The 23703-nt window shown below is 69.3% G+C and carries 24 protein-coding genes and 1 tRNA gene; 22 read left to right on the forward strand and 3 right to left on the reverse strand.

Annotated elements, in window-relative coordinates:
• Positions 1–64 precede the first annotated feature (64 nt).
• Complete coding sequence (locus AC1PME_RS05960) at positions 65–2461, reverse strand: TonB-dependent receptor (RefSeq protein ID WP_481097608.1); 2397 nt, start codon at positions 2459–2461, stop codon at positions 65–67.
• A gap of 430 nt (positions 2462–2891) precedes the next feature.
• Here AC1PME_RS05960 and AC1PME_RS05965 point away from each other — a divergent pair, with 430 nt between their 5' ends.
• Entirely contained in the window at positions 2892–4166 is a 1275-nt protein-coding gene (locus tag AC1PME_RS05965; RefSeq protein WP_481097609.1) for a cation:proton antiporter, read from the forward strand.
• 71 nt (positions 4167–4237) lie between these two features.
• Positions 4238–4576 carry an FmdB family zinc ribbon protein gene (locus AC1PME_RS05970; RefSeq protein WP_481097610.1) on the forward strand — a complete coding sequence of 113 codons (339 nt, stop codon included), beginning with the start codon at positions 4238–4240 and terminating at the stop codon, positions 4574–4576.
• 152 nt (positions 4577–4728) lie between these two features.
• Here AC1PME_RS05970 and AC1PME_RS05975 read toward each other — a convergent pair whose 3' ends face one another.
• Positions 4729–5679: a DUF3011 domain-containing protein gene (locus tag AC1PME_RS05975; protein ID WP_254460741.1), complete on the reverse strand. Its 951-nt coding sequence runs from the start codon at positions 5677–5679 to the stop codon at positions 4729–4731.
• 157 nt (positions 5680–5836) lie between these two features.
• Here AC1PME_RS05975 and aspS point away from each other — a divergent pair, with 157 nt between their 5' ends.
• The 5 genes from aspS to AC1PME_RS06000 all read left to right on the forward strand — a co-directional run bounded on the left by aspS (position 5837) and on the right by AC1PME_RS06000 (position 9624).
• On the forward strand, positions 5837–7588 hold the full coding sequence (gene aspS, locus AC1PME_RS05980; protein WP_307549213.1) for an aspartate--tRNA ligase: 1752 nt from the start codon (positions 5837–5839) through the stop codon (positions 7586–7588).
• A gap of 33 nt (positions 7589–7621) precedes the next feature.
• A complete protein-coding gene (locus tag AC1PME_RS05985) occupies positions 7622–7918 on the forward strand; it encodes a DNA primase (protein WP_481097611.1) in 297 nt (98 codons plus the stop codon).
• 3 nt (positions 7919–7921) lie between these two features.
• Positions 7922–8440, forward strand: a complete 519-nt coding sequence (locus AC1PME_RS05990; RefSeq protein ID WP_307549217.1) for a GNAT family N-acetyltransferase — start codon at positions 7922–7924, stop codon at positions 8438–8440.
• Between the two features lie 238 nt (positions 8441–8678).
• Positions 8679–8990 carry an I78 family peptidase inhibitor gene (locus AC1PME_RS05995; RefSeq protein ID WP_307549218.1) on the forward strand — a complete coding sequence of 104 codons (312 nt, stop codon included), beginning with the start codon at positions 8679–8681 and terminating at the stop codon, positions 8988–8990.
• A 7-nt stretch (positions 8991–8997) separates the two neighbouring features.
• Entirely contained in the window at positions 8998–9624 is a 627-nt protein-coding gene (locus AC1PME_RS06000; RefSeq protein WP_254460746.1) for an esterase/lipase family protein, read from the forward strand.
• Positions 9625–9711: 87 nt separating this feature from the next.
• On the opposite strand, the gene AC1PME_RS06005 is transcribed toward AC1PME_RS06000, so the two are convergent.
• Positions 9712–10614 (reverse strand): hypothetical protein, encoded by a 903-nt coding sequence (locus AC1PME_RS06005; RefSeq protein ID WP_307549220.1) that lies wholly within the window; start codon positions 10612–10614, stop codon positions 9712–9714.
• A 282-nt stretch (positions 10615–10896) separates the two neighbouring features.
• Here AC1PME_RS06005 and AC1PME_RS06010 point away from each other — a divergent pair, with 282 nt between their 5' ends.
• The 15 genes from AC1PME_RS06010 to AC1PME_RS06080 all read left to right on the forward strand — a co-directional run bounded on the left by AC1PME_RS06010 (position 10897) and on the right by AC1PME_RS06080 (position 23594).
• A complete protein-coding gene (locus tag AC1PME_RS06010) occupies positions 10897–11631 on the forward strand; it encodes a YebC/PmpR family DNA-binding transcriptional regulator (RefSeq protein ID WP_010344319.1) in 735 nt (244 codons plus the stop codon).
• 82 nt (positions 11632–11713) lie between these two features.
• On the forward strand, positions 11714–12316 hold the full coding sequence (gene ruvC / locus AC1PME_RS06015) for a crossover junction endodeoxyribonuclease RuvC (RefSeq protein WP_481098078.1): 603 nt from the start codon (positions 11714–11716) through the stop codon (positions 12314–12316).
• A gap of 124 nt (positions 12317–12440) precedes the next feature.
• On the forward strand, positions 12441–13025 hold the full coding sequence (ruvA, locus tag AC1PME_RS06020) for a Holliday junction branch migration protein RuvA (RefSeq protein WP_010344317.1): 585 nt from the start codon (positions 12441–12443) through the stop codon (positions 13023–13025).
• 59 nt (positions 13026–13084) lie between these two features.
• Positions 13085–14998: a potassium transporter Kup gene (locus AC1PME_RS06025; RefSeq protein WP_481097612.1), complete on the forward strand. Its 1914-nt coding sequence runs from the start codon at positions 13085–13087 to the stop codon at positions 14996–14998.
• A gap of 182 nt (positions 14999–15180) precedes the next feature.
• Positions 15181–16218 carry a Holliday junction branch migration DNA helicase RuvB gene (gene ruvB / locus AC1PME_RS06030; RefSeq protein WP_254460749.1) on the forward strand — a complete coding sequence of 346 codons (1038 nt, stop codon included), beginning with the start codon at positions 15181–15183 and terminating at the stop codon, positions 16216–16218.
• A gap of 39 nt (positions 16219–16257) precedes the next feature.
• A complete protein-coding gene (ybgC, locus tag AC1PME_RS06035; RefSeq protein WP_254460750.1) occupies positions 16258–16731 on the forward strand; it encodes a tol-pal system-associated acyl-CoA thioesterase in 474 nt (157 codons plus the stop codon).
• Positions 16728–17504 carry a protein TolQ gene (tolQ, locus tag AC1PME_RS06040; protein ID WP_254460751.1) on the forward strand — a complete coding sequence of 259 codons (777 nt, stop codon included), beginning with the start codon at positions 16728–16730 and terminating at the stop codon, positions 17502–17504. Before ybgC ends, tolQ begins: the two co-directional genes overlap by 4 nt.
• A 37-nt stretch (positions 17505–17541) precedes the next feature.
• On the forward strand, positions 17542–17979 hold the full coding sequence (tolR, locus tag AC1PME_RS06045) for a protein TolR (RefSeq protein ID WP_254460752.1): 438 nt from the start codon (positions 17542–17544) through the stop codon (positions 17977–17979).
• The gene (gene tolA / locus AC1PME_RS06050) at positions 17969–18970 is read left to right on the forward strand and encodes a cell envelope integrity protein TolA (protein WP_429002499.1); all 1002 of its coding nucleotides are present in this window, start codon (positions 17969–17971) and stop codon (positions 18968–18970) included. Before tolR ends, tolA begins: the two co-directional genes overlap by 11 nt.
• A gap of 172 nt (positions 18971–19142) precedes the next feature.
• A complete protein-coding gene (tolB, locus tag AC1PME_RS06055; protein ID WP_254460754.1) occupies positions 19143–20462 on the forward strand; it encodes a Tol-Pal system beta propeller repeat protein TolB in 1320 nt (439 codons plus the stop codon).
• Positions 20463–20530: 68 nt separating this feature from the next.
• Complete coding sequence (gene pal / locus AC1PME_RS06060; protein WP_254460755.1) at positions 20531–21049, forward strand: peptidoglycan-associated lipoprotein Pal; 519 nt, start codon at positions 20531–20533, stop codon at positions 21047–21049.
• Between the two features lie 6 nt (positions 21050–21055).
• Entirely contained in the window at positions 21056–21883 is an 828-nt protein-coding gene (ybgF, locus tag AC1PME_RS06065; RefSeq protein WP_481097613.1) for a tol-pal system protein YbgF, read from the forward strand.
• Between the two features lie 46 nt (positions 21884–21929).
• Positions 21930–22607 carry a 7-carboxy-7-deazaguanine synthase QueE gene (gene queE / locus AC1PME_RS06070; protein WP_254460757.1) on the forward strand — a complete coding sequence of 226 codons (678 nt, stop codon included), beginning with the start codon at positions 21930–21932 and terminating at the stop codon, positions 22605–22607.
• A 181-nt stretch (positions 22608–22788) separates the two neighbouring features.
• Positions 22789–23454 (forward strand): 7-cyano-7-deazaguanine synthase QueC, encoded by a 666-nt coding sequence (gene queC / locus AC1PME_RS06075; RefSeq protein ID WP_307549236.1) that lies wholly within the window; start codon positions 22789–22791, stop codon positions 23452–23454.
• 64 nt (positions 23455–23518) lie between these two features.
• A tRNA-Lys gene (locus AC1PME_RS06080) sits at positions 23519–23594 on the forward strand.
• Positions 23595–23703: the final 109 nt, after the last annotated feature.

Raw genomic sequence — 23703 nt, forward strand, 5'->3', positions numbered from 1 at the left:
CCGGAAAAACGCAACGCGGCGGCGGCCGGGATCGACCGCCGCCGCGAGACTGCCACGGCGCCGGTTACAGGTCGACCATGAAGGTCAGGCCGACGGTGCGCGGCGGCGCGATGAAGGCGCTGTCGCTGCCGTCCACGCCGTTGAGGTAGCGCTTGTCGGTGAGGTTGCTGATCACCAGGTCCAGCCTGGCCTGCTGCAACTGCGGCGACAGCCCGCCCAGGGCGATGCCGAGATTGGCGTCGAAGGTGGTCACCGCATCCAGCGCCGCGCTGTTGGCCGCGTCCAGGTAGCGCCGGCCGAGGTAGCGGCCGGACAGGCCGCCGTGCCAGCGCTGGCCCTGCCAGTCGGCCGACAGCACCAGGGTCTGGCGCGGCTGGCCGATCACCTGCGACCCCGGTGCGATCTCCAGCGCCTGGTCGCGCGCGGCGTTGCCGCTGCCCAGGTAGGTCGCCTTGTTGTAGGTGTAGGCGCCGTTGAGCCGCCAACCGTTGTCCCAGGCGTAGCCCAGCGCCAGCTCCACGCCGCGCGCGTGCACGCCGCCGAAGTTCTCGTAGACGCCGTCGGTCTCGCCCAGGTAGTCGATGCCGGTGACAAAGTTGGCCGGCACGTAGACGATGCGGTTGTCGAAGCGGATGTCGTACAGGGTGATGCTGCCGGTCAGCGGCCAGCGGCTCATGCGCAGGCCCACCTCGATGTTGTCGGCGGTTTCCGGCTTGACCTTGCTCAGCACCAGCGGGTCGGTCTCGCCGAGCACGCCGGAGGGGATCGCGGCGAAGTTCTGCGAGAAGCCGGCAAAGGCTTCCACGCCCTTGATCGGCGTGGTCCAGGTCAGGCCGGCGGAGACCAGCGGATCGGAGTGCGAATCCGATTCGATATGCGCGGCGTCGCCGATGCGGCGGTCGCGGGTCTGGTCGACGAAGAACTGCTTGACGCCCACGCGCCAGGCGAAGTCGCCATAGCGCATCACGTCCTCGGCGTAGTACATCTGCTCGTCGGTGCGGTAGTCGTCCTTGAACTGCACCCAGTACGGCACGTGGTCGAAGGCGATATTGGTGCCGACATTGAGCAGGCGGTGCCAGTCGCGGGTGACGCTGCGGTCGTAGCGTTCCAGCCACAGGCCGCCGCGCACGGTGTTGTGCAGCCCGCCGAGATCCTGCGCCCACTCCACGTCGGCGGTGACGCCGCCGCGCTGGTTGTCGTAGTGGCTGTGGCGGTAGGACTGCACCGGCAGCGAGCCGGCCGGGTAGCAGGCCGGGTTGGACTCGGCCGGCAGGGTCGCGGTGTCGGCGCAGCCGGGCAGCATGTTCGCGGCAGCGCCGTTCGGGGTGACGAAGTAGAGCTTGCCCAGCGCGCTGCCGCCGTACACGGTATGGCCGCCGGTATATTCGGACTCGGGCTGGCCCGCGCCGTCGTCGGTGACGTCGACCAGGTAGGGCGGGATCCAGTCGCCACGGCCCTTCATGCGGTGCGCGTAGCCGGTCAGCGTGGCCTTGAAGCCGTTGCCGCCGTCGAACAGGCCGCGCAGGTAGCCGAAGGTGTTCTTGCGCAGCGCGCGCGAGCCGGAGCGGTAGTTCTGGTCGTAGTAGGGGATGCCGGTGAGCGTGCCGGTGAGCAGGTCGTGGTCCGGATCGGTGGCGAACTGCGCCGGGGTGACGCTGCTGTATTCCGACTCGTTGGCATCGTCGTAGGACAGGTAGCCGCTGAGCGTCCACGCGCCGAGGTCGCTGACGAACTTGCCGGCCAGGTGGTCGCGGGTGGTGTGGCCGCTGCCGTCGATCCAGTCGTCGTTGCTGGCGTGCGAGCCGCTGACCCAGGCGCGGGTGCCGCCGAGGTCGCCGCTGTCGTAGCGCGCGTAGTACTTGCGCGCCTGGTTGTCGCCGATGCCGAACGCCATGCGCACGCGCTGCTGGTCCAGCGGTTCGCTGGTGAGGAAGTTGAGGGTGCCGCCCAGCGCTTCGTTGGAGCGCGAGGCGATGTCGGCGGTGCCCTGGCTGACCTCCACCGTTTCCAGGTCCAGCGTGTCGATGAAGCGGTTGGCCTTGGAGCCGCCGCCGTAGGCCGAGCCGCCGTTGGGCACGCCGTCGATGGTGGTGCCGATCTGCTGGTCGTCGCGGTTGGTGACGAAGCCGCGCATGCTGATCTGCGTGCCCCAGTCGGAGGAGCCGAACGCATCGGCCTCGGTGGCGATCACGCCGGGCAGCTCGTTGAGCGCGTCGTTGACGCTGCTCAGCGCGAACTGGCGGTCCAGCGCCTCCTTGCTGACGTTGATCTTGGCGTAGGTGGTGGCCTGGCCGAGCACCTGCACCTGGTCCAGGGTCGAGACCCGGTCGCCGTTGTCGGCCGGGGCGGTGCCGTCGGATCCGTCGCTGGCCTCGGCGGCGTGGGCGCAGGCGATGCTGGTGGCCAGCGCCAGGGCCAGCAGGGTTGGAGCGGGGGTGCGGAAATACGCCGAAACGGTCATCGGTTGCGTGGCTTGCGTGAGGGGCGCTCATGGTCCGATCGAGCGATTTCGAGCATGTGACCGGGATCTTGCGGATCCGTGCATCATGCGCAAATCGGCATGAATCGAGCCGGGGCGATGCCGCGAGCCACGCGCAGCGGCGACGGGTGGCGGGCGGACGAGGCGGAGGCACGGTGTTGGTGCGGCTGTCCGGAGGGCGGTGGCGTGCGCGGCGTATGCGCCGTTGACGTCCGTGTCGGGCACGGATGCCTGCGTGCGCGGCGGACTCGTCGTCGGGAGGGAATGTCCTTGCGTGGGCGCGCAGATGTACGCAGACGCCGCGCGGGGCACGCGACCAGCCGGCGCTTCGCCGTGATGGCGCACAACACGGGCAAACCGGCATCATCGCCGCTGCCGCCGCCGGCGGGCCCGCGATGGAACCTCCTGCCTGATGAGCCACGAACTGATCTACCTGCTGCTGATCTTCGCCCTGCTGGTGATCCCGCGCGCGCTGCAGCGCTTCAAGATGCCGGCGCCGCTGACCTGCCTGCTGTTCGGCATCGTCGCGATGCTGGCGATGGGGCCGCGTGCGCACGATCCGGTGGTGACCCTGCTGGCCACGCTCGGCATCTCCTCGCTGTTCCTGTTCGCCGGCCTGGAAGTGGACCCGAAGGCACTGCGTCGCGGGCTGTGGCCGCTGCTGCTGCACCTGGTGGTGCGCGGGGGCACCCTGTTCGGCGTCGGCTGGCTGGCCTGGCGCTACGCCGGGTTGTCGTGGCAGGCAGCCGGATTGCTGGCGCTGGCCCTGCTGACGCCTTCCACCGGGTTCATCATCGAGTCGCTGGGGCGGCTGGGGCTGGACGAGGAGGAGCGGTTCTGGGTCACCAGCAAGGCCATCGCCGGCGAACTGCTGGCGCTGGCGGCGCTGTTCGTGATCCTGCAGGCCGGCGATCCCTGGCAGATGGGGCTGTCCAGCCTGGCGCTGGTGGCGATGCTGGTCGGCCTGCCGCTGCTGTTCGTGGCCCTGGGGCGCTGGGTGGCGCCGCAGGCGCCGGGGTCGGAGTTCTCGCTGCTGGTGATGGTTGGCCTGATCGCCGCCTACATCACCTATGCGCTGGGCGTGTACTACCTGGTCGGTGCGTTCATCGCCGGGCTGGTGGCGCGGCTGCTGCGCCAGCGCATGCCGCTGCTGGCCTCCGACGAGAACCTGCAGGCGGTGCGCCTGTTCGCCTCGTTCTTCGTGCCGTTCTACTTCTTCAATGCCGGCACCAAGGTGCCCAGCGGCGCGCTGAGCCTGCAGGCGCTGGGTCTGGGCGTGGCCCTGACCGCCTGCGTGCTGCCGCTGCGCATCGGCATTCTGTGGCTGCAGCGGCGGGTGCTGTTCGGCGAGGGCGCGCGCAGCAGCCTGCGGGTGTCGCTGGCGCTGTCGCCGACGCTGATCTTCACCCTGGTCCTGGCCGGGATCCTGCGCGACCGTTTCGCCATCGCCGATGCGCTGTTCGGCGCGCTGCTGCTGTACGCGGCCCTGACCACGCTGCTGCCGGCGCTGCTGCTGCGCATGCCCTTCGACGTCAGTCCGCTGGAAGCGGCGCCGGCCGCGCCGGCGGAGGCCGCGGCCGCGCGGGGACCGGACGAGCCGGTAGCCGAGGCGCCGCTGGAGGACGCGCCGACGCCGCCCGCAGACGCGCCGGAGACCGCACCGCGCGCCCAGCCAGGGCCAGCATGAGCCGGGATGCTTGAAAGCCGGCGTGCGGCCCCCATACTGGCCGCCTCCGTTGCTTTCGCGTTTTTGCCGCCATGCCGATCTACGCTTTCCAATGTGCCGCGTGCGGTCACAGCTTCGACCGCCTGCAGAAACTGTCCGATCCGGATCCGGAGACCTGTCCGTCCTGCGCCGCGCCAGCGGTCAAACGCCAGCTCACCGCGCCGGCGTTCCGCCTGTCCGGCAGCGGCTGGTACGAGACCGACTTCAAGAAGGACGGCGACAAGAAGCGCAACCTCGCCGAGTCCGGTAGTTCGGGTGGCAGCAGCGAGGCCAAGCCCGCGGCCGCCCCTGCGTCCGACACCTCGGCCAAGCCGGCAGCCGCCGCCACCCCGGTGCCGGCACCCGCCGCCGCCAAGCCTGCGGCGACCTGAGTCCCTCGCTCTGCTCCACGTAGGAGCGGCTGAAGCCGCTCCTACGCACGTATCCAAATCCAGGAGCCTGGAATGCCGCGCAGGCCTCCAAATCCAGGGGCCTGGAAGGCCGGGCCGCGCGCAACACGCCGCGGCCCGACGTTCGCATTGGCTCAGCGCGCGCCGAAGCGCGCCCGGCAGCCGCCGTTGACCCACACCGTATTGCCTTCGTAGCCCCAGCTGCGGCCTTCCGCGCAGGTGGTGCCGGACAACTGCTCGATCAGCACCGGGCGGCCCTGGCGGCGGTCCCAGGCGCAGGTGCGCAGGCGCTTGTCGTCGCTGCTGCAGGTCACCGTGTAGCCGCTGTCCAGCGGCGGCCGGCCCGGTCCCCAGCCGCCGCCGCCGCGGCCCTCGGCGAACTCGCCGCGGCAGCCGTCGTCGACCCACACCGCGCCATCGCGTGAGCCCCAGGTACGGCCCTCGATGCAGCGGGTGTCCGACAGCTGCCGCACCAGCGTGGCGTTGCGCCAGCCGGTCGGGCACACGCGCTGGCGCTGGTCCTGGCTCTCGCAGCGCACGGTGCCGGCGGCGCCGCCACTGCCGCCGCCGCCCCAGTTGCCGCCCCAGCCGCCGCGACCTTCGACGAAGCGACCGCGGCAACCCTGGTCCACCCACACCACCCCGGGCGCCGAGCCCCAGGTGCGGCCTTCGATGCAGGGCGAATCGGAGAGGGTGCCGACCAGCCGGGCAGGCCCGCGGAACGGGGTTGCGCACTGCTGGCGCCGGCGATCGTTGCTGGAGCAGGCGACAGTGCGGCCGTCGAAGCCCGGTTCCTGCCGCCAGCCGCCGCCGCTGCCGCGCAGCGAGGTGGCGATGTCCTGCTGGATGTTGCCGAAGCCCCAGCCACGGTCGATCTGGTCCAGGTAGAACTCGAGCTGGTCGTCGGGAATCTGCCGGCCGCGCGACTGATCGGCGTATTCGCGCTCGATCACCCGGACCCGGCCGGGGATCGACAGTTGCCGCAGGTCCTGCGGGGCGTAGGCGCGGGCGCTCTGGGCCGCGGCCGGGGCGCTGGCCAGGGCCAGCGCGGCGATCACCAGCCAGGTGCCAAGGGGCTTCAACATGGGTTCTCTCCTCCCCGTGAATGGTGCGCGGACTATAGCCGCAGGCCAACTTAAGCCAGGATGAGTCATGCGCGATTTGCCCGGGCCGACGCGCCGCCGCAGAATACCGGGCTTGCCGGCGCCTTCTGCGCCGGCCGCCCCCTGTTTGGAGCTAGCGATGCGTACCCACTTCTGCGGCCTGGTCGACGAGACCCTGATCGGCCAAACCGTCACCCTGGCCGGCTGGACCGACGTGGCCCGCAACCTCGGCGGCGTGTGCTTCATAGACTTGCGCGACCACGAAGGCATCGTGCAGGTGATGGTGGAGCCGGAGAACGCGGACGTGTTCAAGGTCGCCGCCAGCCTCGGCTACGAGGACGTGCTGCAGGTCGAGGGCGTGGTGCGCGCGCGGCATGCGGTCAACGACAAACTGCGCAGCGGCAAGGTCGAGGTGATCGCCACGTCCATCAGCGTGCTCAACAAGGCCGCGCCGCTGCCGTTCCATGCGCACGAGAACCCGGGCGAGGAGACCCGCCTGAAGTACCGGTATCTGGACCTGCGCCGCCCGGAGATGCAGCGCATGCAGCGCACCCGCATCAAGCTGGTGCAGGCGCTGCGCCGCTACCTGGACGAGCGCGGCTTCCAGGACATCGAGACGCCGATCCTGACCAAGGCCACCCCCGAAGGCGCGCGCGACTTCCTGGTGCCGGCGCGCATGCACCCGGGCGAGTTCTACGCGTTGCCGCAGTCGCCGCAGCTGTTCAAGCAGATCCTGATGGTGGCCGGCTTCGACCGCTACTACCAGATCGCGCGCTGCTTCCGCGACGAGGCCCTGCGCGCCGACCGCCAGCTCGAGTTCACCCAGCTGGACATGGAGTTCGCCTTCGTCCGCGAGCGCGACGTGCAGGACTTCGTCGAGGCCATGGTCCGCGCCATCTTCAAGGAAGTGGTCGACGTCGAGCTGGACGCCAGCTTCCCGCGCATGACCTGGGCCGAGGCCATGCGCCGCTACGGCTCGGACAAGCCGGACCTGCGCATCGCCCTGGAGCTGACCGACGTGGCCGAACTGGTCAAGGACAGCGACTTCGCGGTGTTCAGCGCCGCCGCCGGCGACCCGGACGGCCGCGTCGCCGCGCTGCGCATCCCCGGCGGCGCCAGCCTCTCGCGCAAGCAGATCGACGAGTACGCCGCGCATGCCGCCAAGTACGGCGCCAAGGGCCTGGCCTACGTCAAGATCGCCGACAGCGGCGAGATCAGCTCGCCGATCCAGAAGTTCTTCGGCGAGGCCGCGTTCGCCGCGCTGCTCGCCCACGTCGGCGCCGGCAACGGCGACATCGTGTTCTTCGGCGCCGGCGCCTACGGCAAGGTCTCCGACTTCATGGGCGCGCTGCGCCTGAAGGCCGGCAAGGACTTCAACCTCATTGCCGACGGCTGGCGTCCGCTGTGGGTCACCGACTTCCCGATGTTCGAGTGGGACGAGGAGGCGCAGCGCTACGTCGCCCTGCATCACCCGTTCACCGCGCCGGCGGTGGACGACATCGCCGAGCTGCGCACGCACGCCAAGACCGCGGTGTCGCGCGGTTACGACATGGTGCTCAACGGCAACGAGATCGGTGGCGGTTCGATCCGCATCCACCGCCCGGACATGCAGAGCGCGGTGTTCGAGTTGCTCGGCATCGGCGCCGAGGAAGCGCGCGCCAAGTTCGGCTTCCTGCTCGATGCGCTGAACTACGGCGCGCCGCCGCACGGCGGCATCGCCTTCGGCATCGACCGCATCGCCGCGCTGATGGCCGGCACCGAGTCGATCCGCGACGTGATCCCGTTCCCCAAGACCACCGGCGCGCAGGACCTGATGACCGATGCGCCGTCGCCGATCGCCGACGCGCAGCTGGCGGAAGTGCACGTGCAGGTGCGCCGGCAGGCGCAGTGATCCCTTTCTTCCAACCGTAGCGCAGGCCAGCACATGAGCGAGACCGCATTCAACCTGGAGTGGGAAACCCTCGGCAACGAGGGCGCCGTGGAGACCATCGTCACCCAGCGCGCGCGCGTGTTCGGCGGCTGGCTGGTGCGCGCCGGCAGCGGCGCCAACGCGCCGCTGGCGTTCGTGCCGGATCCGGAAGGCCGTTGGGACGGCGAGGACTTCGGCGAGGACGATTACGAGTACGAGGAAGACGAAGACGAAGAGGAAGAAGAGGACGAGGACGAGGAAGAAGGCGACGACGAGGGCGACGGCGCCGACGCTGCGCACCCGGTGCGCTGAGCCGTGCATATCCGCCGTGCCACGCCGGACGATGCCGCGGCGGTGACCCGCATCGCCGCGGCCACCTTCTGCGAAACCTTCGGCCATCTGTATCCCGCGCAGGACCTGCAGGCCTTTCTCGACGAGGCCTATTCGCTGGAGCGCGCCCAGGTGGTGCTGGCGCATCCGGACTACGCGATCTGGCTGGTCGAGCACGACGGCGCCGTGGTCGGGCACGCCGCGGCCGGCCCCTGCGGCCTGCCGCACGCCGAGGTGCGTCCCGGCGACGGCGAACTGAAGCGGCTGTACCTGCTGCGCGCGCACCAGAACGGCGGCTGGGGCGGCCGTTTGTTCGACACCGCCCTGGCCTGGCTGGAGCGCGATGGCCCGCGTACGCTGTGGATCGGCGTGTGGTCGGAGAACCTCGGCGCGCAGCGCTTCTACGCGCGTTACGGCTTCGAGAAGGTCGGCACCTACGAATTCCCGGTGGGGCAGGTGCGCGATCTCGAATTCATCCTGCGGCGTCCGCCGCGCGCGGCCTGACGCCCGCAGGGCATCTCGAATCAGCTGCCTCCGCGACACGCAAGCCGGATGCAGTGTGACCTGCAGGAGCGGCTTCAGCCGCGACGGGCTGTATCGGGAACGCGTCGTCGCGGCTGACGCCGCTCCTACGTGACGTGTGCTGGCGTGATTAGGGGGCGCCGCACGCGAGTGCCGCGTCGACACCGCGGCAACGGCGGCGCGCTAGAGTGCAGCCCTGTCCAGCTTTGAGGAGAGCGCCATGTTCCGACCGTGGATGGGAATCGCCGCCGTGGTGCCGCTGCTGGCCGCATGCGCGCCACCAGCCTCGTTGCAGCCGGCCAGCGCAGGGCCGAGCGTGCAGGGCGATGGCCGCTGCAATGTCGAGGCGGTGGCCTGGGCCGTAGGCCAGGAAGCCACCCAGGCGACCATGAGCCGGGTCTGGAAGGAGAGCGGGGCCGGCGTGGTGCGGCCGATCGCGCCGGGTCAGGCGGTGACCCGCGATCTGCGCCTGGACCGGCTCAACGTGTACCTGGATGGCAACAATCGCATCCTCCGCACCACCTGCGGTTGAGCCGGACATGGCCGCCGCGCCGCAGGTGCTGCTGCTGCACGGCATCTGGAACGCGCGGCCGTGGCTGCTGCCGCTGGCATTGCGCCTGCGCCGCGATGGCTGGCGTGTCGCCAGCTTCGGCTATTCCACCGCGTTCGGCGGCGCCGAGGCCGCGCTGCCACGGCTGCACGCGCGCATCGAGCGTCTGGCTGCCGCCGGTCCGGTGGCGCTGGTCGGCCACAGCCTCGGCGGCCTGATCGCGTTGCAGGCCTTGCGCCAGGCGCCGTCGCTGCCGGTGACCCGGGTGGTCTGCCTGGGCAGTCCGTTGGCGGGCAGCGCCGTTGCACGCGCCTTGGCGCAACGGCGGCTCGGACGGGCGCTGGGCCGCAGCGCGACGCTGCTGCAGCAGGGCGTGGCGCGTTGGGAAGGCGCGGCCGAGGTCGGCATGATCGCCGGCACGGTGGCGCGCGGGCTGGGCGCGCGCTTCGCGGCGCTGGGGCCGCAGTCCGACGGCAGCGTGGCCCTGGCCGAGACCCGCGTGCCCGGCCTGGGCGACCACTGCCAGGTGCGCGCCAGTCACAGCGGCCTGCTGTTCTCGGCGCAGGCCGCGCGGCAGACCGCCGCCTTCCTGCGCGACGGTCGGTTCGGCGTCTGAGCCCCGCCGCCGGAACCGGGCATCCCGCGGTGCCGGCCGGCGCCGTATCGCGAGCGCCTTGGCGCCGGCACCGGGCGGCGACGTCCCTCAGGGCGTCACGAAGGTCTTCAGCCAGTCCAGGGTGGGGTTGAGCGCCCAGGCGGCGGTGCCGCTGCGGTAGTTGCCGTCGACCAGAATGCCTGCGCACTGGGTGCCGGGGTAGCCGCCGAAGCCCATGAAGCAATGGTCGGCGTAGAGGTCCTGCACCTCCCGGTCCTTGACGATGTACCAGCCGCTGCCGTTGCTGCGGAAGCACGACTGCTGCCCGTCGCAGCGCAGGCCGGTGACCAGTTGTGCCTGCGTGCGGGCGATGTTCTCGGTGCCGCCGACGAACATGTCGCGCTCGCCGTTGATGATGCGCAGGCGATCGGACGGCAGCGAGTGGTTGCCGTCGGCGATGCAGGACGCCAGGTTGTAGTAGGCGGTGTAGGTCGCGCCGGTGCCCTGGCCGAACGAGGCGGCGACCCGGGGATCGTAGTCATGCGCCAGCACCGAGATGATCGAGCCCTGGCTGAGCCCGCCGGTCACCACGCCCTTGGAACAGTCGGCCTTGTCGCGGGCGCATAGTTGGGCGATGGCGCTGTTGAGATTCTGCGCATCGAAGATGGCCTTGGCGCGGTTGCCGATCACGCCGCAGCTGCCGAAGCTGGTGTTGTCGTACTCCACCGAGGCCGCCACGAAGCCCTTGGCCGCCGCGGCATTCACCGCGGCCATCGCCCAATTGCTCTGGTAGTTCTCGCCGGTCCCGCCGATATGCACGTAGACCGGGTACTTGCCTGTCGCGCGGGGTTCCTGGCCGCTGATCGAATAGGTGGTGTAGCCGGCGCTGTAGCGGCCCCTGAAGGCATCGGTCTGGGCGCTGGCCAGGCCCGGGGCGGCGAGGGCGAGCAGGCCCAGGCAGCGCAGGGCCAGCGACAGGAAGGGGGTGGGTGCGGGGGTGGTGCGGGACATGGGGGGTCTCCTTTTGGTGCGATGGAAGGCGGGCGCGACTGACGCGTTCAGCCTCCCGGTGGGGCATGACAGTTCTGGCAGCGATGCGGCGCGCATGGGTAGACAGTCCGCCAATGTTTGACTGGCAGCACGGGCTGGCGCGCGCCGGAGCGGGCGCCGCCCGGGGAACGGCTGCATGCGCCGGTCGCACGCGCGGTCGGTCGTCGGCGCGGCTGGACCGCGGGATGTGCGCGGCATCAGGTAAAATCTGCGCCCTGTCCTTACAACTGTCCGGAACGCCCCATGGGTAGAGGCCCCTCGATCGAAGCCCGCAAGAACGCATCCGATGCGAAGCGCGGCAAGATTTTCACCAAGATCATCCGCGAGATCGGCGTCGCCGCGCGCGCCGGCGGCGGCGATCCGTCCAACAACCCGCGGCTGCGCGTGGCGATGGACAAGGGGCTGGCCTCGAACATGTCCAAGGACGTGATCGAGCGCGCGATCAAGAAGGCCACCGGCGAACTGGAAGGCGTGGAGTACGAGGAAGTGCGCTACGAGGGCTACGCCCCGGGCGGCGTGGCGGTGATCGTGGATTGCCTGACCGACAACCGCGTGCGCACCGTGGCCGACGTGCGCCATGCCTTCAGCAAGTGCGGCGGCAACATGGGCACCGATGGCTCGGTGGCCTTCATGTTCAAGCGCCTGGGCGTGCTCAGCTTCGCCGCCGGCGCCGACGAGGAGAAGATCACCGAAGCGGCGATCGAGGCCGGTGCCGACGACATCGTGGTCTACCCCGAGGACGGCGCGATCGACGTGCTGACCGCGCCTGAGGCGTTCCAGGCGGTCAAGGACGCCATGGACGCGGCCGGCCTGGCCGCCGACCACGCCGAAATCACTTTCCGCGCCGACAACGACATCGCCGTGGACGGCGACACCGCGGTGCAGGTACGCAAGCTGCTGGACATGCTGGAAGACCTGGACGACGTGCAGAACGTCTATTCCAACGTGGACCAGGCCGCGCTGAGTGACGGGGGCTGAAGCCATGACGACCGGGACCCGGGGCCCAAGACCCGGAACCCGGAGCGGCGCCGTGCCGGTGCCGGAGGCATTGCCGACATCAATGGCGGCAGCGAGCAGCGATGCTCGGGTGACCGGCGCTTTCCCGAATCCCGATTCCCGAATCCCCAATCCCGGCTCCACCACCACCCGCATCCTCGGCATCGACCCCGGCTCGCAACGCACCGGCGTCGGCATCATCGACGTGGACGCGGCCGGCCGTACCCGGCACGTGCACCACACGCCGCTGCTGCTGCTGGGCGAGGGCGACTTCGCGCTGCGGCTCAAGCGCCTGCTGCACGGGCTGGATGCGCTGATCGAGGAGTACCGGCCGCAGGAAGTGGCGATCGAGCGGGTGTTCATGGGCAAGAGCGCCGACGCGGCGCTGAAGCTCGGCCATGCCCGTGGCGCGGCGATCTGCGCGGCGGTGCTGCGCGATCTGCCGGTACACGAGTACGCGGCCAAGGAGATCAAGCTCGCCATCGTCGGCAAGGGCGCGGCGGAAAAGCAGCAGGTGCAACACATGGTTGGTCTCATGCTGAGCCTGACCGGCAAACTTCAGGCCGACGCCGCCGACGCGCTGGCGGTCGCCATCACCCATGCCCACGTGCGCGCCACCGCGCAGCGCCTGGGCGTCAGCACGCAGCAGGCGTGGAGCAGAAAATGAGAAAGGCTGGGAATCGGGAGTCGGGAATCGGGAATGGGAACAGCAGAAGCGATGAAGCGGGCGTCCGCTTTGCCCATTCCCCATTCCCGTTTCCCCATTCCCGGCGCCTCCAGGGAGGCGCCCAATGATCGGCCGTCTGCGCGGCATCCTGGCCTACAAGCAGCCGCCGTGGCTGGTGATCGACGTGGGCGGGGTGGGGTACGAGCTGGAGGCGCCGATGAGCACCTTCTACGACCTGCCCGATGTCGGGCGTGACGTGATCCTGTTCACCCACTATGCGCAGAAGGAGGACAGCGTGTCGCTGTACGGCTTCCTGCGCGAGGGCGAGCGGCGCCTGTTCCGCGACGTGCAGCGGGTCAGCGGGATCGGCGCGAAGATCGCGCTGGCGGTGCTGTCCGGGGTCAGCGTCGACGAGTTCGCGCGGCTGATCACCGCCGCCGACGTCACCGCGCTGACCCGCATTCCCGGCATCGGCAAGAAGACCGCCGAGCGCATGGTGGTGGAGTTGCGCGACCGCGCGGCCGACTTCAGCGGCGGCGCGCCGGTCACCGGGCAACTGGGCACCGACGCGGTGTCCGAGGCCACGGTGGCCCTGCAGCAGCTCGGCTACAAGCCCGCCGAGGCGGCGAAGATGGCGCGCGACGCCGCCGCCGACGGCGACGAGGTCGCCACGGTGATCCGCAAGGCCCTGCAGGCGGCGCTGCGCTGACCGGTCGGTTGGCCCAACTCTCCGCTCCTTCTTCACGTTCTGGCGCTACTCTTCCCACCATGTCCAGCCCCACCAGTTCCGCCGCCCGCCCGGGCAGCCACGATCCGCACGCCAAAACGGGCTTTGGGGTGATGCTGACCGCCATTGGCGTGGTCTTCGGCGACATCGGCACCAGTCCGCTGTACACGCTCAAGGAGGCGTTCTCGCCGCACTACGGGCTGACCCCGGACCACGACACCGTGCTGGGCATCCTGTCGCTGGTGTTCTGGGCGCTGATGCTGGTGGTCACGGTCAAGTACGTCACCGTGATCATGCGCGCCGACAACGACGGCGAGGGCGGCATCATGGCGCTGACCGCGCTGGCGCAGCGCACCCTGCCCAGCGGCTCGCGCTCGATGTACGTGGTCGGCATCCTCGGCATCTTCGGCGCTTCGCTGTTCTTCGGCGACGGCGTGATCACCCCGGCCATCTCGGTGCTGTCGGCGGTGGAAGGCCTGGAGGTGGCCGCGCCCAAGCTGGAGCCGTTCGTGGTGCCGATCACCCTGGTGGTGCTGGGCATGCTGTTCATGGCCCAGCGCTACGGCACCGAGCGGGTGGGCAAGGCGTTCGGGCCGATCACCCTGGTCTGGTTCGTGGCGCTGGGCGCGATCGGCGTCTACAACATGACGCGGGCGCCGGAAGTGCTGCACGCGCTGAACCCCTGGTGGGGCGTGCGCTTCTTCGCCGAACACAACTGGCACGCGGTATTCGTGCTCGGCGCGGTGGTGCTGGCGGTCACCGGCGGCGAGGCGCTGTACGCGGACATGGGCCATTTCGGCGCCAAGGCGATCCGCCGCTCGTGGAATTTCCTGGTGCTGCCGATGCTGACCCTGACCTACCTGGGGCAGGGTGCGCTGGTGCTGCGCGACCCGGCGGCGGTCAGCAACCCGTTCTACGAGGCGGTGCCCGAGTGGGCGCTGTACCCGATGATCGTGCTGGCCACCGCGGCCACGGTGATCGCCTCGCAGGCGCTGATCACCGGCGCCTATTCGGTGGCCAGCCAGGCCATGCAGCTGGGCTACATCCCGCGCATGCACATCCGCCACACCTCGCACTCCACGATCGGTCAGATCTACGTGCCGGCGGTGAACTGGTGCCTGCTGGCGCTGGTGGTGGTGGCGGTGATCGGCTTCGGCGACTCGACCTCGCTGGCCACCGCCTACGGCGTCTCGGTGACCGGCACCATGCTGATCACCACCGTGCTGATGATCATCTACGCGCGCGCCAACCCGCGCGTGCCGACGCCGCTGCTGTGGCTGTTCGCGCTGGTATTCCTGGCCGTGGACGGTGCGTTCTTCTACGCCAACATCATCAAGTTCCTGGACGGCGCCTGGTTCCCGCTGCTGCTGGGCCTGATCCTGTTCACCCTGATGCGCACCTGGCGCCGCGGCCGCAAGCTGCTGCACGACGAGATCCGCAAGGACGGCATCAAGCTCGACACCTTCCTGCCCGGGCTGATGCTGGCGCCGCCGGTGCGCGTGCCCGGCACCGCGGTGTTCCTGACCGCCGACCCGATGGTGGTGCCGCACGCGCTGATGCACAACCTCAAGCACAACAAGGTGCTGCACGAGCGCAACGTGTTCCTGACCGTGGAGACCCTGCAGGTGCCGTACGCGGCGGCCGGGCAGCGGTTGAAGATCGACGCGATCGGCGACGAGTTCTATCGGGTCTACGTGCGCTTCGGCTTCATGGAGACCCCGGACGTGCCGCTGGCGCTGATGCGCTCCTGCGACCAGGGCGGGATCTATTTCGACCCGATGGACACCACCTATTTCGCCAGCCGCGAGACCATCGTCGCCAGCGCCAACCGCGGCATGCCGATCTGGCGCGACAAGCTGTTCGCGGTCATGCACCGCAACGCCGCCCCCGCCACCGGCTTCTTCCGCATCCCCGGCAACCGCCTGGTGGAGCTGGGGGCGCAGGTGGAGATCTGAGGCCGCGACGGGGTCGCGGCCTTGGGAATGGGGAAGCGGGAATGGGGAATAGGGTGAAGCAACGGCAACGGCGTTCGGCCTGAAAACGCAGCGGCGCCGCAAAAGTAGGCGCCAGCAGCGGCGCCAACCGCTACTATTGTCCGCTCGATTCCCCAATCCCGATTCCCCATTCCCGGCTTTCCATGGACCGCATCATCGCCAGCAGCGCCACCCGCGAGGATGAGGCGGCCGAGGCCAGCATCCGCCCCAAGCGGCTGGACGACTACCTCGGCCAGCAGCCGGTGCGCGAGCAGCTGTCGATCTACATCGAGGCGGCCAAGGCGCGCGGGGAGGCGATGGACCATGTGCTGATCTTCGGGCCGCCGGGCCTGGGCAAGACCACGCTCAGCCATGTCATCGCCAACGAGCTGGGGGTCAACCTGCGGGTCACCTCCGGCCCGGTGATCGAGAAGGCCGGCGACCTGGCCGCGCTGCTGACCAACCTGCAGCCGCACGACGTGCTGTTCGTCGACGAGATCCATCGGCTGTCGCCGGTGGTCGAGGAAGTGCTGTACCCGGCGATGGAAGACTTCCAGATCGACATCATGATCGGCGAGGGCCCGGCCGCGCGCTCGATCAAGATCGACCTGCCGCCGTTCACCCTGATCGGCGCCACCACCCGCGCCGGCCTGCTGACCGCGCCGCTGCGCGACCGCTTCGGCATCGTCCAGCGTCTGGCGTTCTACACCCCGGACGAGCTGGCGCGGATCGTGCGCCGCTCCGCCGGCATCCTCGGCATCGCCTGCGACGCCGACGGCTGCGCCGAGATCGCCCGGCGCGCGCGCGGCACCCCGCGCATCGCCAACCGCCTGCTGCGGCGGGTCCGCGACTTCGCCCAGGTGCGCGCCGGCGGGCAGATCGACCTGGCGGTGGCGCAGGCGGCCACGCAGATGCTCAAGGTCGACGCCGAGGGCTTCGACGAGCTGGACCGGCGCATGCTGCGCACCATCATCGAGTACTTCGACGGCGGCCCGGTCGGCGTCGAGTCGCTGGCCGCCTCGCTGTCGGAGGAGCGCGGCACCCTGGAGGACGTGATCGAGCCCTACCTGATCCAGCAGGGCTACCTGATCCGCACCGCCCGCGGGCGCATGGCGACCAACAAGGCGTATCTGCACTTGGGCTTGCAGCCCAAGAACCGGGAATTGGGAATCGGAACTGGGGAATCGGGGGCATTGTTCTAGGATGTTGTGGTTACCCAGCTATCGACAGGAGCGCCGCTCTTGACCTCCGATTCCCCAGTCCCTATTCCCCAATCCCCGCGTCTATTCAGTTGGCCGACACGCGTCTACTGGGAAGATACCGACGCCAGTGGCGTGGTCTACCACGCGCGCTACGTGGCCTTTCTGGAGCGGGCGCGCACGGAGTGGCTGCGGGCGCTGGGCCATGGCCAGGAGCGTCTGCGCCTGCAGCACGATCTGATGTTCGTGGTGCGTTCGATGCAGCTCGACTTCCTGCGCCCGGCACGCCTGGACGATTCCCTGCAGGTCGGCGCCGCGCTGTCGCAGTGCAAGCGCGCCAGCCTGGTGTTCACGCAGTCGATCCATCGCGACGGCGAGTTGCTGCTGCGCGCGCAGGTGCGGCTGGCGGCCATCGGCGCCGGCAGCTTCCGCCCACGCGGCATGGACGACGCGCTGTACGACGCATTGAAAGTTCTTGAAATCACTGAAGCCGAATTACTGAGGAACGACGGATGATCGCATTGCTCCTGGCCCTGCAGGACACGGTGGTGGAGGCGCTGCCGCAGGACGTGACCCAGACCGCCACCCAGGCCGTCGCCAGCACCGCCGCCCATGGCGGCATCAACTACCTGGACCTGATGGTCAAGGCCAGCCTGCCGGTCAAGGTGATCGTGCTGCTGCTGCTGCTCGGCTCGCTGATCAGCTGGGTGATCATCTTCCGCAAGGGCAAGGTGTTCAAGGACGCCAACCGCGAGGCCGACGACTTCGAGAACCGCTTCTGGTCCGGCACCGACCTGAGCAAGCTCTACGCCGGTGCCACCGACCGCAACCGCGTGGTCGGCGGGCTGGAGGCGATCTTCGAGGCCGGCTTCCGCGAATTCACCCGCCTGCGCGACAAGCGCCGGCTCGATGCGCGCATCCAGCTGGAAGGCGCGCAGCGGGCGATGCGCGCCACCTACGCGCGCGAGGTGGACCGCCTGGAGCGCAACCTGGAACTGCTCGCCAACATCGGCTCCACCGCGCCCTACGTGGGCCTGGTCGGCACCGTGTTCGGCATCATGGTGACCATGCACGACATGATCAGCAGCGGCCAGCAGGCGGGCATCGCCGCGGTCGCGCCGGGCATCTCCGAGGCGCTGTTCGCCACCGCCATCGGCCTGTTCGTGGCGATCCCGGCGGTGTGGGCCTACAACCGCTTCACCACCCGGGTCGAGCGCCTGGCCGTGCGCTTCGAGACCTTCTCCGAAGAGTTCAGCTCCATCCTGCAGCGCCAGGCCAGCGGCGACTGAGCGTCGCCCGCCTGCCCACGACTCCCAGGATTCCCGCATGACTGCCGCCATTTCCCGCCGCAAGCGCCGCAAGCTCAAGTCCGAGATCAACGTCGTGCCGTACATCGACGTGATGCTGGTGCTGCTGATCATCTTCATGGTCACCGCGCCCTTGCTCAGCCTGAGCGTGGACGTGGACCTGCCCGATTCCACCGCGCGCTCGGTGGAGAGCAAGAAGGATCCGGTGATCGTCACCGTCGATGCCCAGGGCCGCTACACCCTGACCCTGCAGGACGGCAAGCCGGAGAAGATCGCCGCGCCCGAGCTGAAGGCGAAGATCCAGGCCTTCGTCGGCCAGAACAAGGACGTGCCGGTGTTCGTCGCCGCGCCCGGCAGTTCCAACTATCAACTGGTCATGGACACCATGGTCATGCTGCAGCAGGCCGGCGTTCCCAAGGTCGGCCTGATGAGTCAGCCCGGAAACAATGCACGCTGACGCCGAAAACCGACCGCCCCTGGCCAGGGGCGACAATGACGGCCTGATGTACGGCATCGCGCTGGCGGTGGCCGTGCACGTGCTGATCGCGCTGCTGTTCTTCCTGGCCTGGTGGTGGTCGCCGGTGCGCCAGGTCGAACCCGCTGCCGGTTCGCCGATGGTCGAGGCCTCGTTGGTGGTCTCGGCCGCCGACGTGCGCTCGGCGCAGAAGGCGGTGAAGGACGCGCCCAAGCCCTTGCCCGAGCCGCTGCCCGAGCCGGTCAAGGACGTCGCCGAGGAAGACACGGTGCCGCCGCCGCAGCCGCTCCCCACGCCCAAGCCGCAGCAGGCGCCGACCCCGCAGCAGCAGAAGGCGCAGGACTTCGTGCCGGTCCCCGACAAGGTCGACCAGGACCGCGCCACCCGCACCGCGATCTCCCAGGAAAAGGAGAAGCAGGAGCAGGAGGCCAAGCGCCGCCAGGAACAGATCGACCTGACCGAGCAGAAGCGCCAGCAGGAGGCCGAGCAGAAGCAGCGCCTGGCCGCGCAGCAGGAAGAGGAGCGGCAGAAGAAGATCGCCGAGATCCGCAAGCAGCGCGAACAGGCCGAACGCGAGGCCAAGCTGGCCCAGCAGAAGCTGCAGCAGCTGGCCGACGTGCGCGCCAAGCAGGCCTCGGCCGCGGCGGCGACCACCGCGCAGCCGACGCCGGGCCAGAACGGCACCAATACCGACCTGCAGGCCAAGTACGCCGCGGCGATCCAGCAGGCTGTGCTGAGCCAGTGGGTGCGCCCGGATTCGGTGCCGCTGGGGCAGAAGTGCAAGATCTCGATCACGCAGATTCCCGGCGGCCAGGTGATGGACGCCAAGGTCAGTCCCGACTGTCCCTACGACGAGGCCGGCCGGCGCTCGATCGAGGCCGCCGTGCTGCGCGCCCAGCCGTTGCCCTACCGTGGCTTCGAGAGCGTTTTCTCGCGCAATCTGACGTTCAACTTCACCGCCCAGGACCAATGACCCCCGGCCGCCGCCGCTGCGTTCGCGCGCGGCCGGCCGTCCACCCGACAGGCGATGGGCGATAATGTGCCGCGTCCTGCCATCGGCTTCACATGGCGATGGTTCATGATTGCGAATACGTTCACCCGCGCATTGCTATCTCTTGCGCCTTTCCGATCCCGCTGAGCGACCCATGAAGAAACTGCCGCGCTGGCTTGCCGTTCTCACCGCCCTGTTGCTGCCTCTCGCCGCGTCCGCGCAGGACAAGGGCCTGGAAATCGACATCGTCGGCGGCAATGCCTCGGCGACCCCGATCACCGTGGTGCCGATGCCGTACCAGGGATCGGCGACCCCGCCGAGCACCGACGTCGCCGCGGTGGTCCGCGCCGACCTGGATCGCTCCGGCCAGTTCCGCAACCTGCCCGAGTCGCAGATCGTCGAGCGTCCGACCCGCGGCAGCGAGGTGCAGTTCGCCACCTGGCGCGCGCTCAAGCAGAGCTACCTGGTCGTCGGCCGGGTGATGGACGCCGGCGAAGGCGCCTACCGCGTCGAATACGAGCTGTTCGACGTGGGCAAGGGCGAGCGCATGCTCGGCCTGGCCATGACCGCCCGCGCCAACGCCATGCGCGACGTCGCCCACCAGATGGCCGACGCCATCTACGAGAAGATCACCGGCGTGCGCGGCGCGTTCTGGACCCGCATCGCCTACGTCACCGCCAGCGGCAAGGGCGGGGCGATGCGCTATGCGCTGATGGTCGCCGACTCCGACGGCTACAACCCGCAGACCATCGTCCGCTCGGCCGAGCCGCTGCTGTCGCCGAACTGGAGCCCGGACGGCAAGAAGCTGGCCTACGTGAGCTTCGAACGCGGCAACTCCTCGATCTACATCCAGGACATCGCCACCGGCGCGCGCCAGCTGGTGTCCAGCTTCCGCGGCATCAACGGCGCTCCGTCGTTCTCGCCGGACGGCAAGAGGCTGGCGCTGGCCCTGTCGCGCAGCGGCAACCCGGAGATCTACGTGATGGATCTGGGCAGCAAGCAGCTGACCCAGCTGACCAACCACTTCGGCATCGACACCGAGCCGACCTGGGCGCCGGACGGCAACAGCATCTACTTCACCTCCGACCGCAGCGGCCGCCCGCAGATCTACCAGGTGCCGGCCACCGGTGGCAGCGCCACCCGCATCACCTTCCAGGGCAACTACAACGCGACCCCGAGCGTGTCCTTCGACGGCAACAAGCTGGTCGTGGCCCAGGGCAGCGGCAACACCTACAAGATCGCGATGATGGACCGCAGCCTGGGTTCGCCGCGCTGGAGCACGCTGTCGACCGGTTCGCTGGACGAATCGCCGAGCTTCGCCCCCAACGCCAGCATGGTGCTGTATGCGGCGCGCGAAGGCGGCCGCGGCGTGCTGTACGCGGTCTCGGCCGATGCCCGCGTGCGGCAGCGCCTGGTGCTCGCCGATGGCGACGTGCGCGAACCGTCCTGGTCGCCGTATCGCACCGCACGTTGACATGTAAGTTTGGTGTTAATATTCCGCTGTTGAACCCCTCATCGGCCCAGGAGCCACAAGGTATCGCCATGAACAAGACCACCCGCGTTCTGCTTGTTTCGCTGTTGTCCGTCGCAGCTCTGGCCGGCTGCTCCAAGAAGGTCAAGGAACAGCCCCAGACCGACACCACCGGCACCACCGGTACCACCGTTCCGACCGGCCCGTCGACCTCCGGCCTGTACGGCCCGGGCGACCTGGACACCGATTCCTGCCTGCGTCAGCGCGTGGTCTACTTCGACCTGGACAAGGACACCGTGAAGCCGGAATTCCAGGCGATCATGGCGTGCCACGCCAAGTACCTGCGTGACCGTCCGTCCTCGCGCATCACCCTGCAGGGCAACACCGACGAGCGTGGTTCGCGCGAGTACAACATGGGCCTGGGCGAGCGTCGTGCCAACGCCGTGTCCTCGGCGCTGCAGGCCAACGGTGGCTCGGCTGCGCAGCTGACCGTGGTCAGCTACGGCGAAGAGCGTCCGGTCTGCACCGAGTCGAACGAGTCCTGCTGGTCGCAGAACCGTCGCGTCGAGATCGTCTACACGGCGCAGTAAGAAAAGATGCGTATCGGTGTCCTTACATCGATGATCGTCGCGGCGGCCCTCGTGGCCGCCGCGCCGGCTCATGCGCAGCGCGCAAGCCTGGCCGACCGCGTTTCCGCGCTCGAGCAGCAGGCCATGAATACCCAGGCCAACACCGACATCCTGAACCAGCTCAACCAGCTGCGGACCCAGATGCAGTCGATGGAGGCCACGATCGAACAACTGCAGCACAGCAACGACCAGCTCAAGCAGCAGATCAAGGACCAGTACCTGGACCTGGATGGCCGCGTGGGCCGGCTCGAGAGTGGTGCAGGGGCAGGGGCGACGCCGCCGTTGCCGCCGGCCAATGGCGCCGCTCCGGCTGCCGCACCGGCCGCGCCCGCGGGCAAGCCGTCCGCCGTTGCCGAGCCGCCGCCGTCGGTGCACGGCGACGCCGGCACCCTGGCCGCCGCCGGCGACGAGCGGGCCGCCTACAATGTCGCCTTCGATGCCCTGAAGGCCGGCAAGTACGCCGACTCGGCGAACCTGTTCCAGAGCTTCCTGCAGGCCTACCCGAACGGCGTGTATGCGCCGAACGCGCTGTACTGGCTGGGCGAGAGCTACTACGCCACCAAGAACTTCCAGTTGGCCGAGGCCCAGTTCCAGGATCTGGTTGGCCGCTACCCGACCCACGACAAGGCGTCGGGCGCGCTGCTCAAGCTGGGCCTGTCCCAGTACGGCGAGGGTCGCGTGCAGGACGCCGAGCAGACCCTGCAACAGGTCGGTGCGAAGTATCCTGGGTCCGATGCCGCGCGGACCGCGCAGGACCGCCTGCAGTCGATCCGTCTCGGCCAGCAGTTGCGCTGAGCCCCTTACGCTGCCGCCGTCGTCGCGGGAGCAGTCTTCTCCCGCCATGGCCGCCGTTCCCAGCGATATCGTCCAAAGCCCGCTGCCCCGCCTGAAGCTGACGGAGATCTTCCTGTCGCTGCAGGGCGAGGCCGAGAGCGCCGGCTGGCCCACCGTGTTCGTGCGCCTGACCGGCTGCCCGTTGCGCTGCAGCTACTGCGACACCGCCTACGCCTTCCATGGCGGCCAGTGGTGGGACATCGACGCGATCCTCGAAGAGGTGGCGCGCCACGGCGTGCGCCATGTCTGCGTGACCGGCGGCGAGCCGCTGGCGCAGAAGCGCTGCCTGCAACTGCTGCAGCGCCTGTGCGACGCCGGCTACGACGTGTCGCTGGAGACCTCCGGCGCGCTGGACATCGCCGAGGTCGACCCGCGGGTGTCGCGGGTGCTCGACATCAAGACCCCGGCGTCGCAGGAAGCGCACCGCAACCGCTGGGAGAACCTGCCGCTGCTGACCGCGCGCGACCAGATCAAGTTCGTCCTGTGCGGCCGCGCCGACTACGAGTGGGCGCGGGACGTGGTCGCCGAACACCGGCTGGACACGCGCTGCACGGTCTGGTTTTCCCCGAGCAAGAGCGAACTGACCGCGCGCGATCTGGCCGACTGGATCGTCGCCGACCGCCTGCCGGTACGGTTCCAGATGCAGTTGCACAAGCTGCTGTGGAACGACGAGCCGGGGCGGTAGCTGCGCTGGTGCGCAGCCGGGAATCGGGAATGGAGAATCGGGAATCGGCAAAGCGCCGCATAGCAGGCGTGTTTGTGCCTGTTTTGCTTCCGCTTCTCGAAGCTCGTCCAGCTTTCCGGTCCTGCGTGGCTGTTACGCTCTCCCCATTTCCGATTCTCCATTCCCCATTCCCGGCCCCCAGATGAAAAACGCCGTCGTCCTTCTCTCCGGTGGCATGGACTCCGCCGTCGTCGTCGCTATCGCCCGTGCGCAGGGCTTCGCCGTGCATGCCCTGAGCGTGCGCTATGGCCAGCGCCATACCTCCGAACTGGACGCGGCCGCGCGGGTCGCCAGCGCCCTGGGTGCGGTGGCGCACAAGACCGTCAACGTCGACCTGCGCAGCATCGGCGGCTCCGCGCTGACCGACGACATCGAGGTGCCAGACGCCGGCGGCGAGGGCATCCCGGTGACCTACGTGCCGGCGCGCAACACCATCATGCTGTCGGTGGCGCTGGGCTGGGCCGAGGTGCTGGGTGCGGCCGACATCTTCTGCGGGGTCAATGCGGTGGACTATTCGGGCTATCCCGATTGCCGCCCCGAGTTCATCGACGCGTTCCAGACCCTGGCCAACCTGGCGACCAAGGCCGGGGTGGAGGGGGCCGGGCTGCGCGTGCATGCACCGTTGCAGCACATGAGCAAGGCCGACATCGTGCGCGAAGGCGTGCGCCTGGGCGTGGATTTCGGCCTGACCGTGTCTTGCTACCGCGCCGACGACGCCGGCCGCGCCTGCGGCCACTGCGACGCCTGCCGCCTGCGCGCGGCGGGCTTCGCCGATGCCGGCGTCGCCGACCCGACCCGCTACGCCTGATTTCGCGAAACGCCCCGCCCTGGGGTAGACTACGCCCCCCGGCGCAACGCCGGGGCCTTGTTTTGGGCCGTTAGCTCAGTCGGTAGAGCAGAAGACTTTTAATCTTTTGGTCGATGGTTCGAATCCATCACGGCCCACCACTATTCCAGATAGTCAGGCATTGCCTTCGGTGGGTTTTTCGCCGGCTCCTGAAGTCACTTCTGAAATCGACGATAGGGCACCATCAAAACTCCGGAACGCGTTCCTGTA

The organism is Xanthomonas sp. NCPPB 901 (assembly GCF_056725085.1).

Bases quoted from the DNA above. Each gene is read 5' to 3' on its own strand.
- AC1PME_RS05975 (WP_254460741.1), bottom strand. From the start codon at position 5,679: ATGTTGAAGCCCCTTGGCACCTGGCTGGTGATCGCCGCGCTGGCCCTG.
- AC1PME_RS06025 (WP_481097612.1), top strand. From the start codon at position 13,085: ATGTCCAGCCCCACCAGTTCCGCCGCCCGCCCGGGCAGCCACGATCCG.
- AC1PME_RS05985 (WP_481097611.1), top strand. From the start codon at position 7,622: ATGAGCGAGACCGCATTCAACCTGGAGTGGGAAACCCTCGGCAACGAG.
- ybgF (WP_481097613.1), top strand. From the start codon at position 21,056: ATGCGTATCGGTGTCCTTACATCGATGATCGTCGCGGCGGCCCTCGTG.
- tolA (WP_429002499.1), top strand. From the start codon at position 17,969: ATGCACGCTGACGCCGAAAACCGACCGCCCCTGGCCAGGGGCGACAAT.
- AC1PME_RS05995 (WP_307549218.1), top strand. From the start codon at position 8,679: ATGTTCCGACCGTGGATGGGAATCGCCGCCGTGGTGCCGCTGCTGGCC.
- AC1PME_RS06005 (WP_307549220.1), bottom strand. From the start codon at position 10,614: ATGTCCCGCACCACCCCCGCACCCACCCCCTTCCTGTCGCTGGCCCTG.
- AC1PME_RS05970 (WP_481097610.1), top strand. From the start codon at position 4,238: ATGCCGATCTACGCTTTCCAATGTGCCGCGTGCGGTCACAGCTTCGAC.
- ruvC (WP_481098078.1), top strand. From the start codon at position 11,714: ATGGCGGCAGCGAGCAGCGATGCTCGGGTGACCGGCGCTTTCCCGAAT.
- AC1PME_RS06000 (WP_254460746.1), top strand. From the start codon at position 8,998: ATGGCCGCCGCGCCGCAGGTGCTGCTGCTGCACGGCATCTGGAACGCG.
- ruvB (WP_254460749.1), top strand. From the start codon at position 15,181: ATGGACCGCATCATCGCCAGCAGCGCCACCCGCGAGGATGAGGCGGCC.
- AC1PME_RS05965 (WP_481097609.1), top strand. From the start codon at position 2,892: ATGAGCCACGAACTGATCTACCTGCTGCTGATCTTCGCCCTGCTGGTG.
- tolR (WP_254460752.1), top strand. From the start codon at position 17,542: ATGACTGCCGCCATTTCCCGCCGCAAGCGCCGCAAGCTCAAGTCCGAG.
- aspS (WP_307549213.1), top strand. From the start codon at position 5,837: ATGCGTACCCACTTCTGCGGCCTGGTCGACGAGACCCTGATCGGCCAA.
- pal (WP_254460755.1), top strand. From the start codon at position 20,531: ATGAACAAGACCACCCGCGTTCTGCTTGTTTCGCTGTTGTCCGTCGCA.
- AC1PME_RS06010 (WP_010344319.1), top strand. From the start codon at position 10,897: ATGGGTAGAGGCCCCTCGATCGAAGCCCGCAAGAACGCATCCGATGCG.
- AC1PME_RS05960 (WP_481097608.1), bottom strand. From the start codon at position 2,461: ATGACCGTTTCGGCGTATTTCCGCACCCCCGCTCCAACCCTGCTGGCC.
- ruvA (WP_010344317.1), top strand. From the start codon at position 12,441: ATGATCGGCCGTCTGCGCGGCATCCTGGCCTACAAGCAGCCGCCGTGG.
- queE (WP_254460757.1), top strand. From the start codon at position 21,930: ATGGCCGCCGTTCCCAGCGATATCGTCCAAAGCCCGCTGCCCCGCCTG.
- queC (WP_307549236.1), top strand. From the start codon at position 22,789: ATGAAAAACGCCGTCGTCCTTCTCTCCGGTGGCATGGACTCCGCCGTC.
- tolQ (WP_254460751.1), top strand. From the start codon at position 16,728: ATGATCGCATTGCTCCTGGCCCTGCAGGACACGGTGGTGGAGGCGCTG.
- tolB (WP_254460754.1), top strand. From the start codon at position 19,143: ATGAAGAAACTGCCGCGCTGGCTTGCCGTTCTCACCGCCCTGTTGCTG.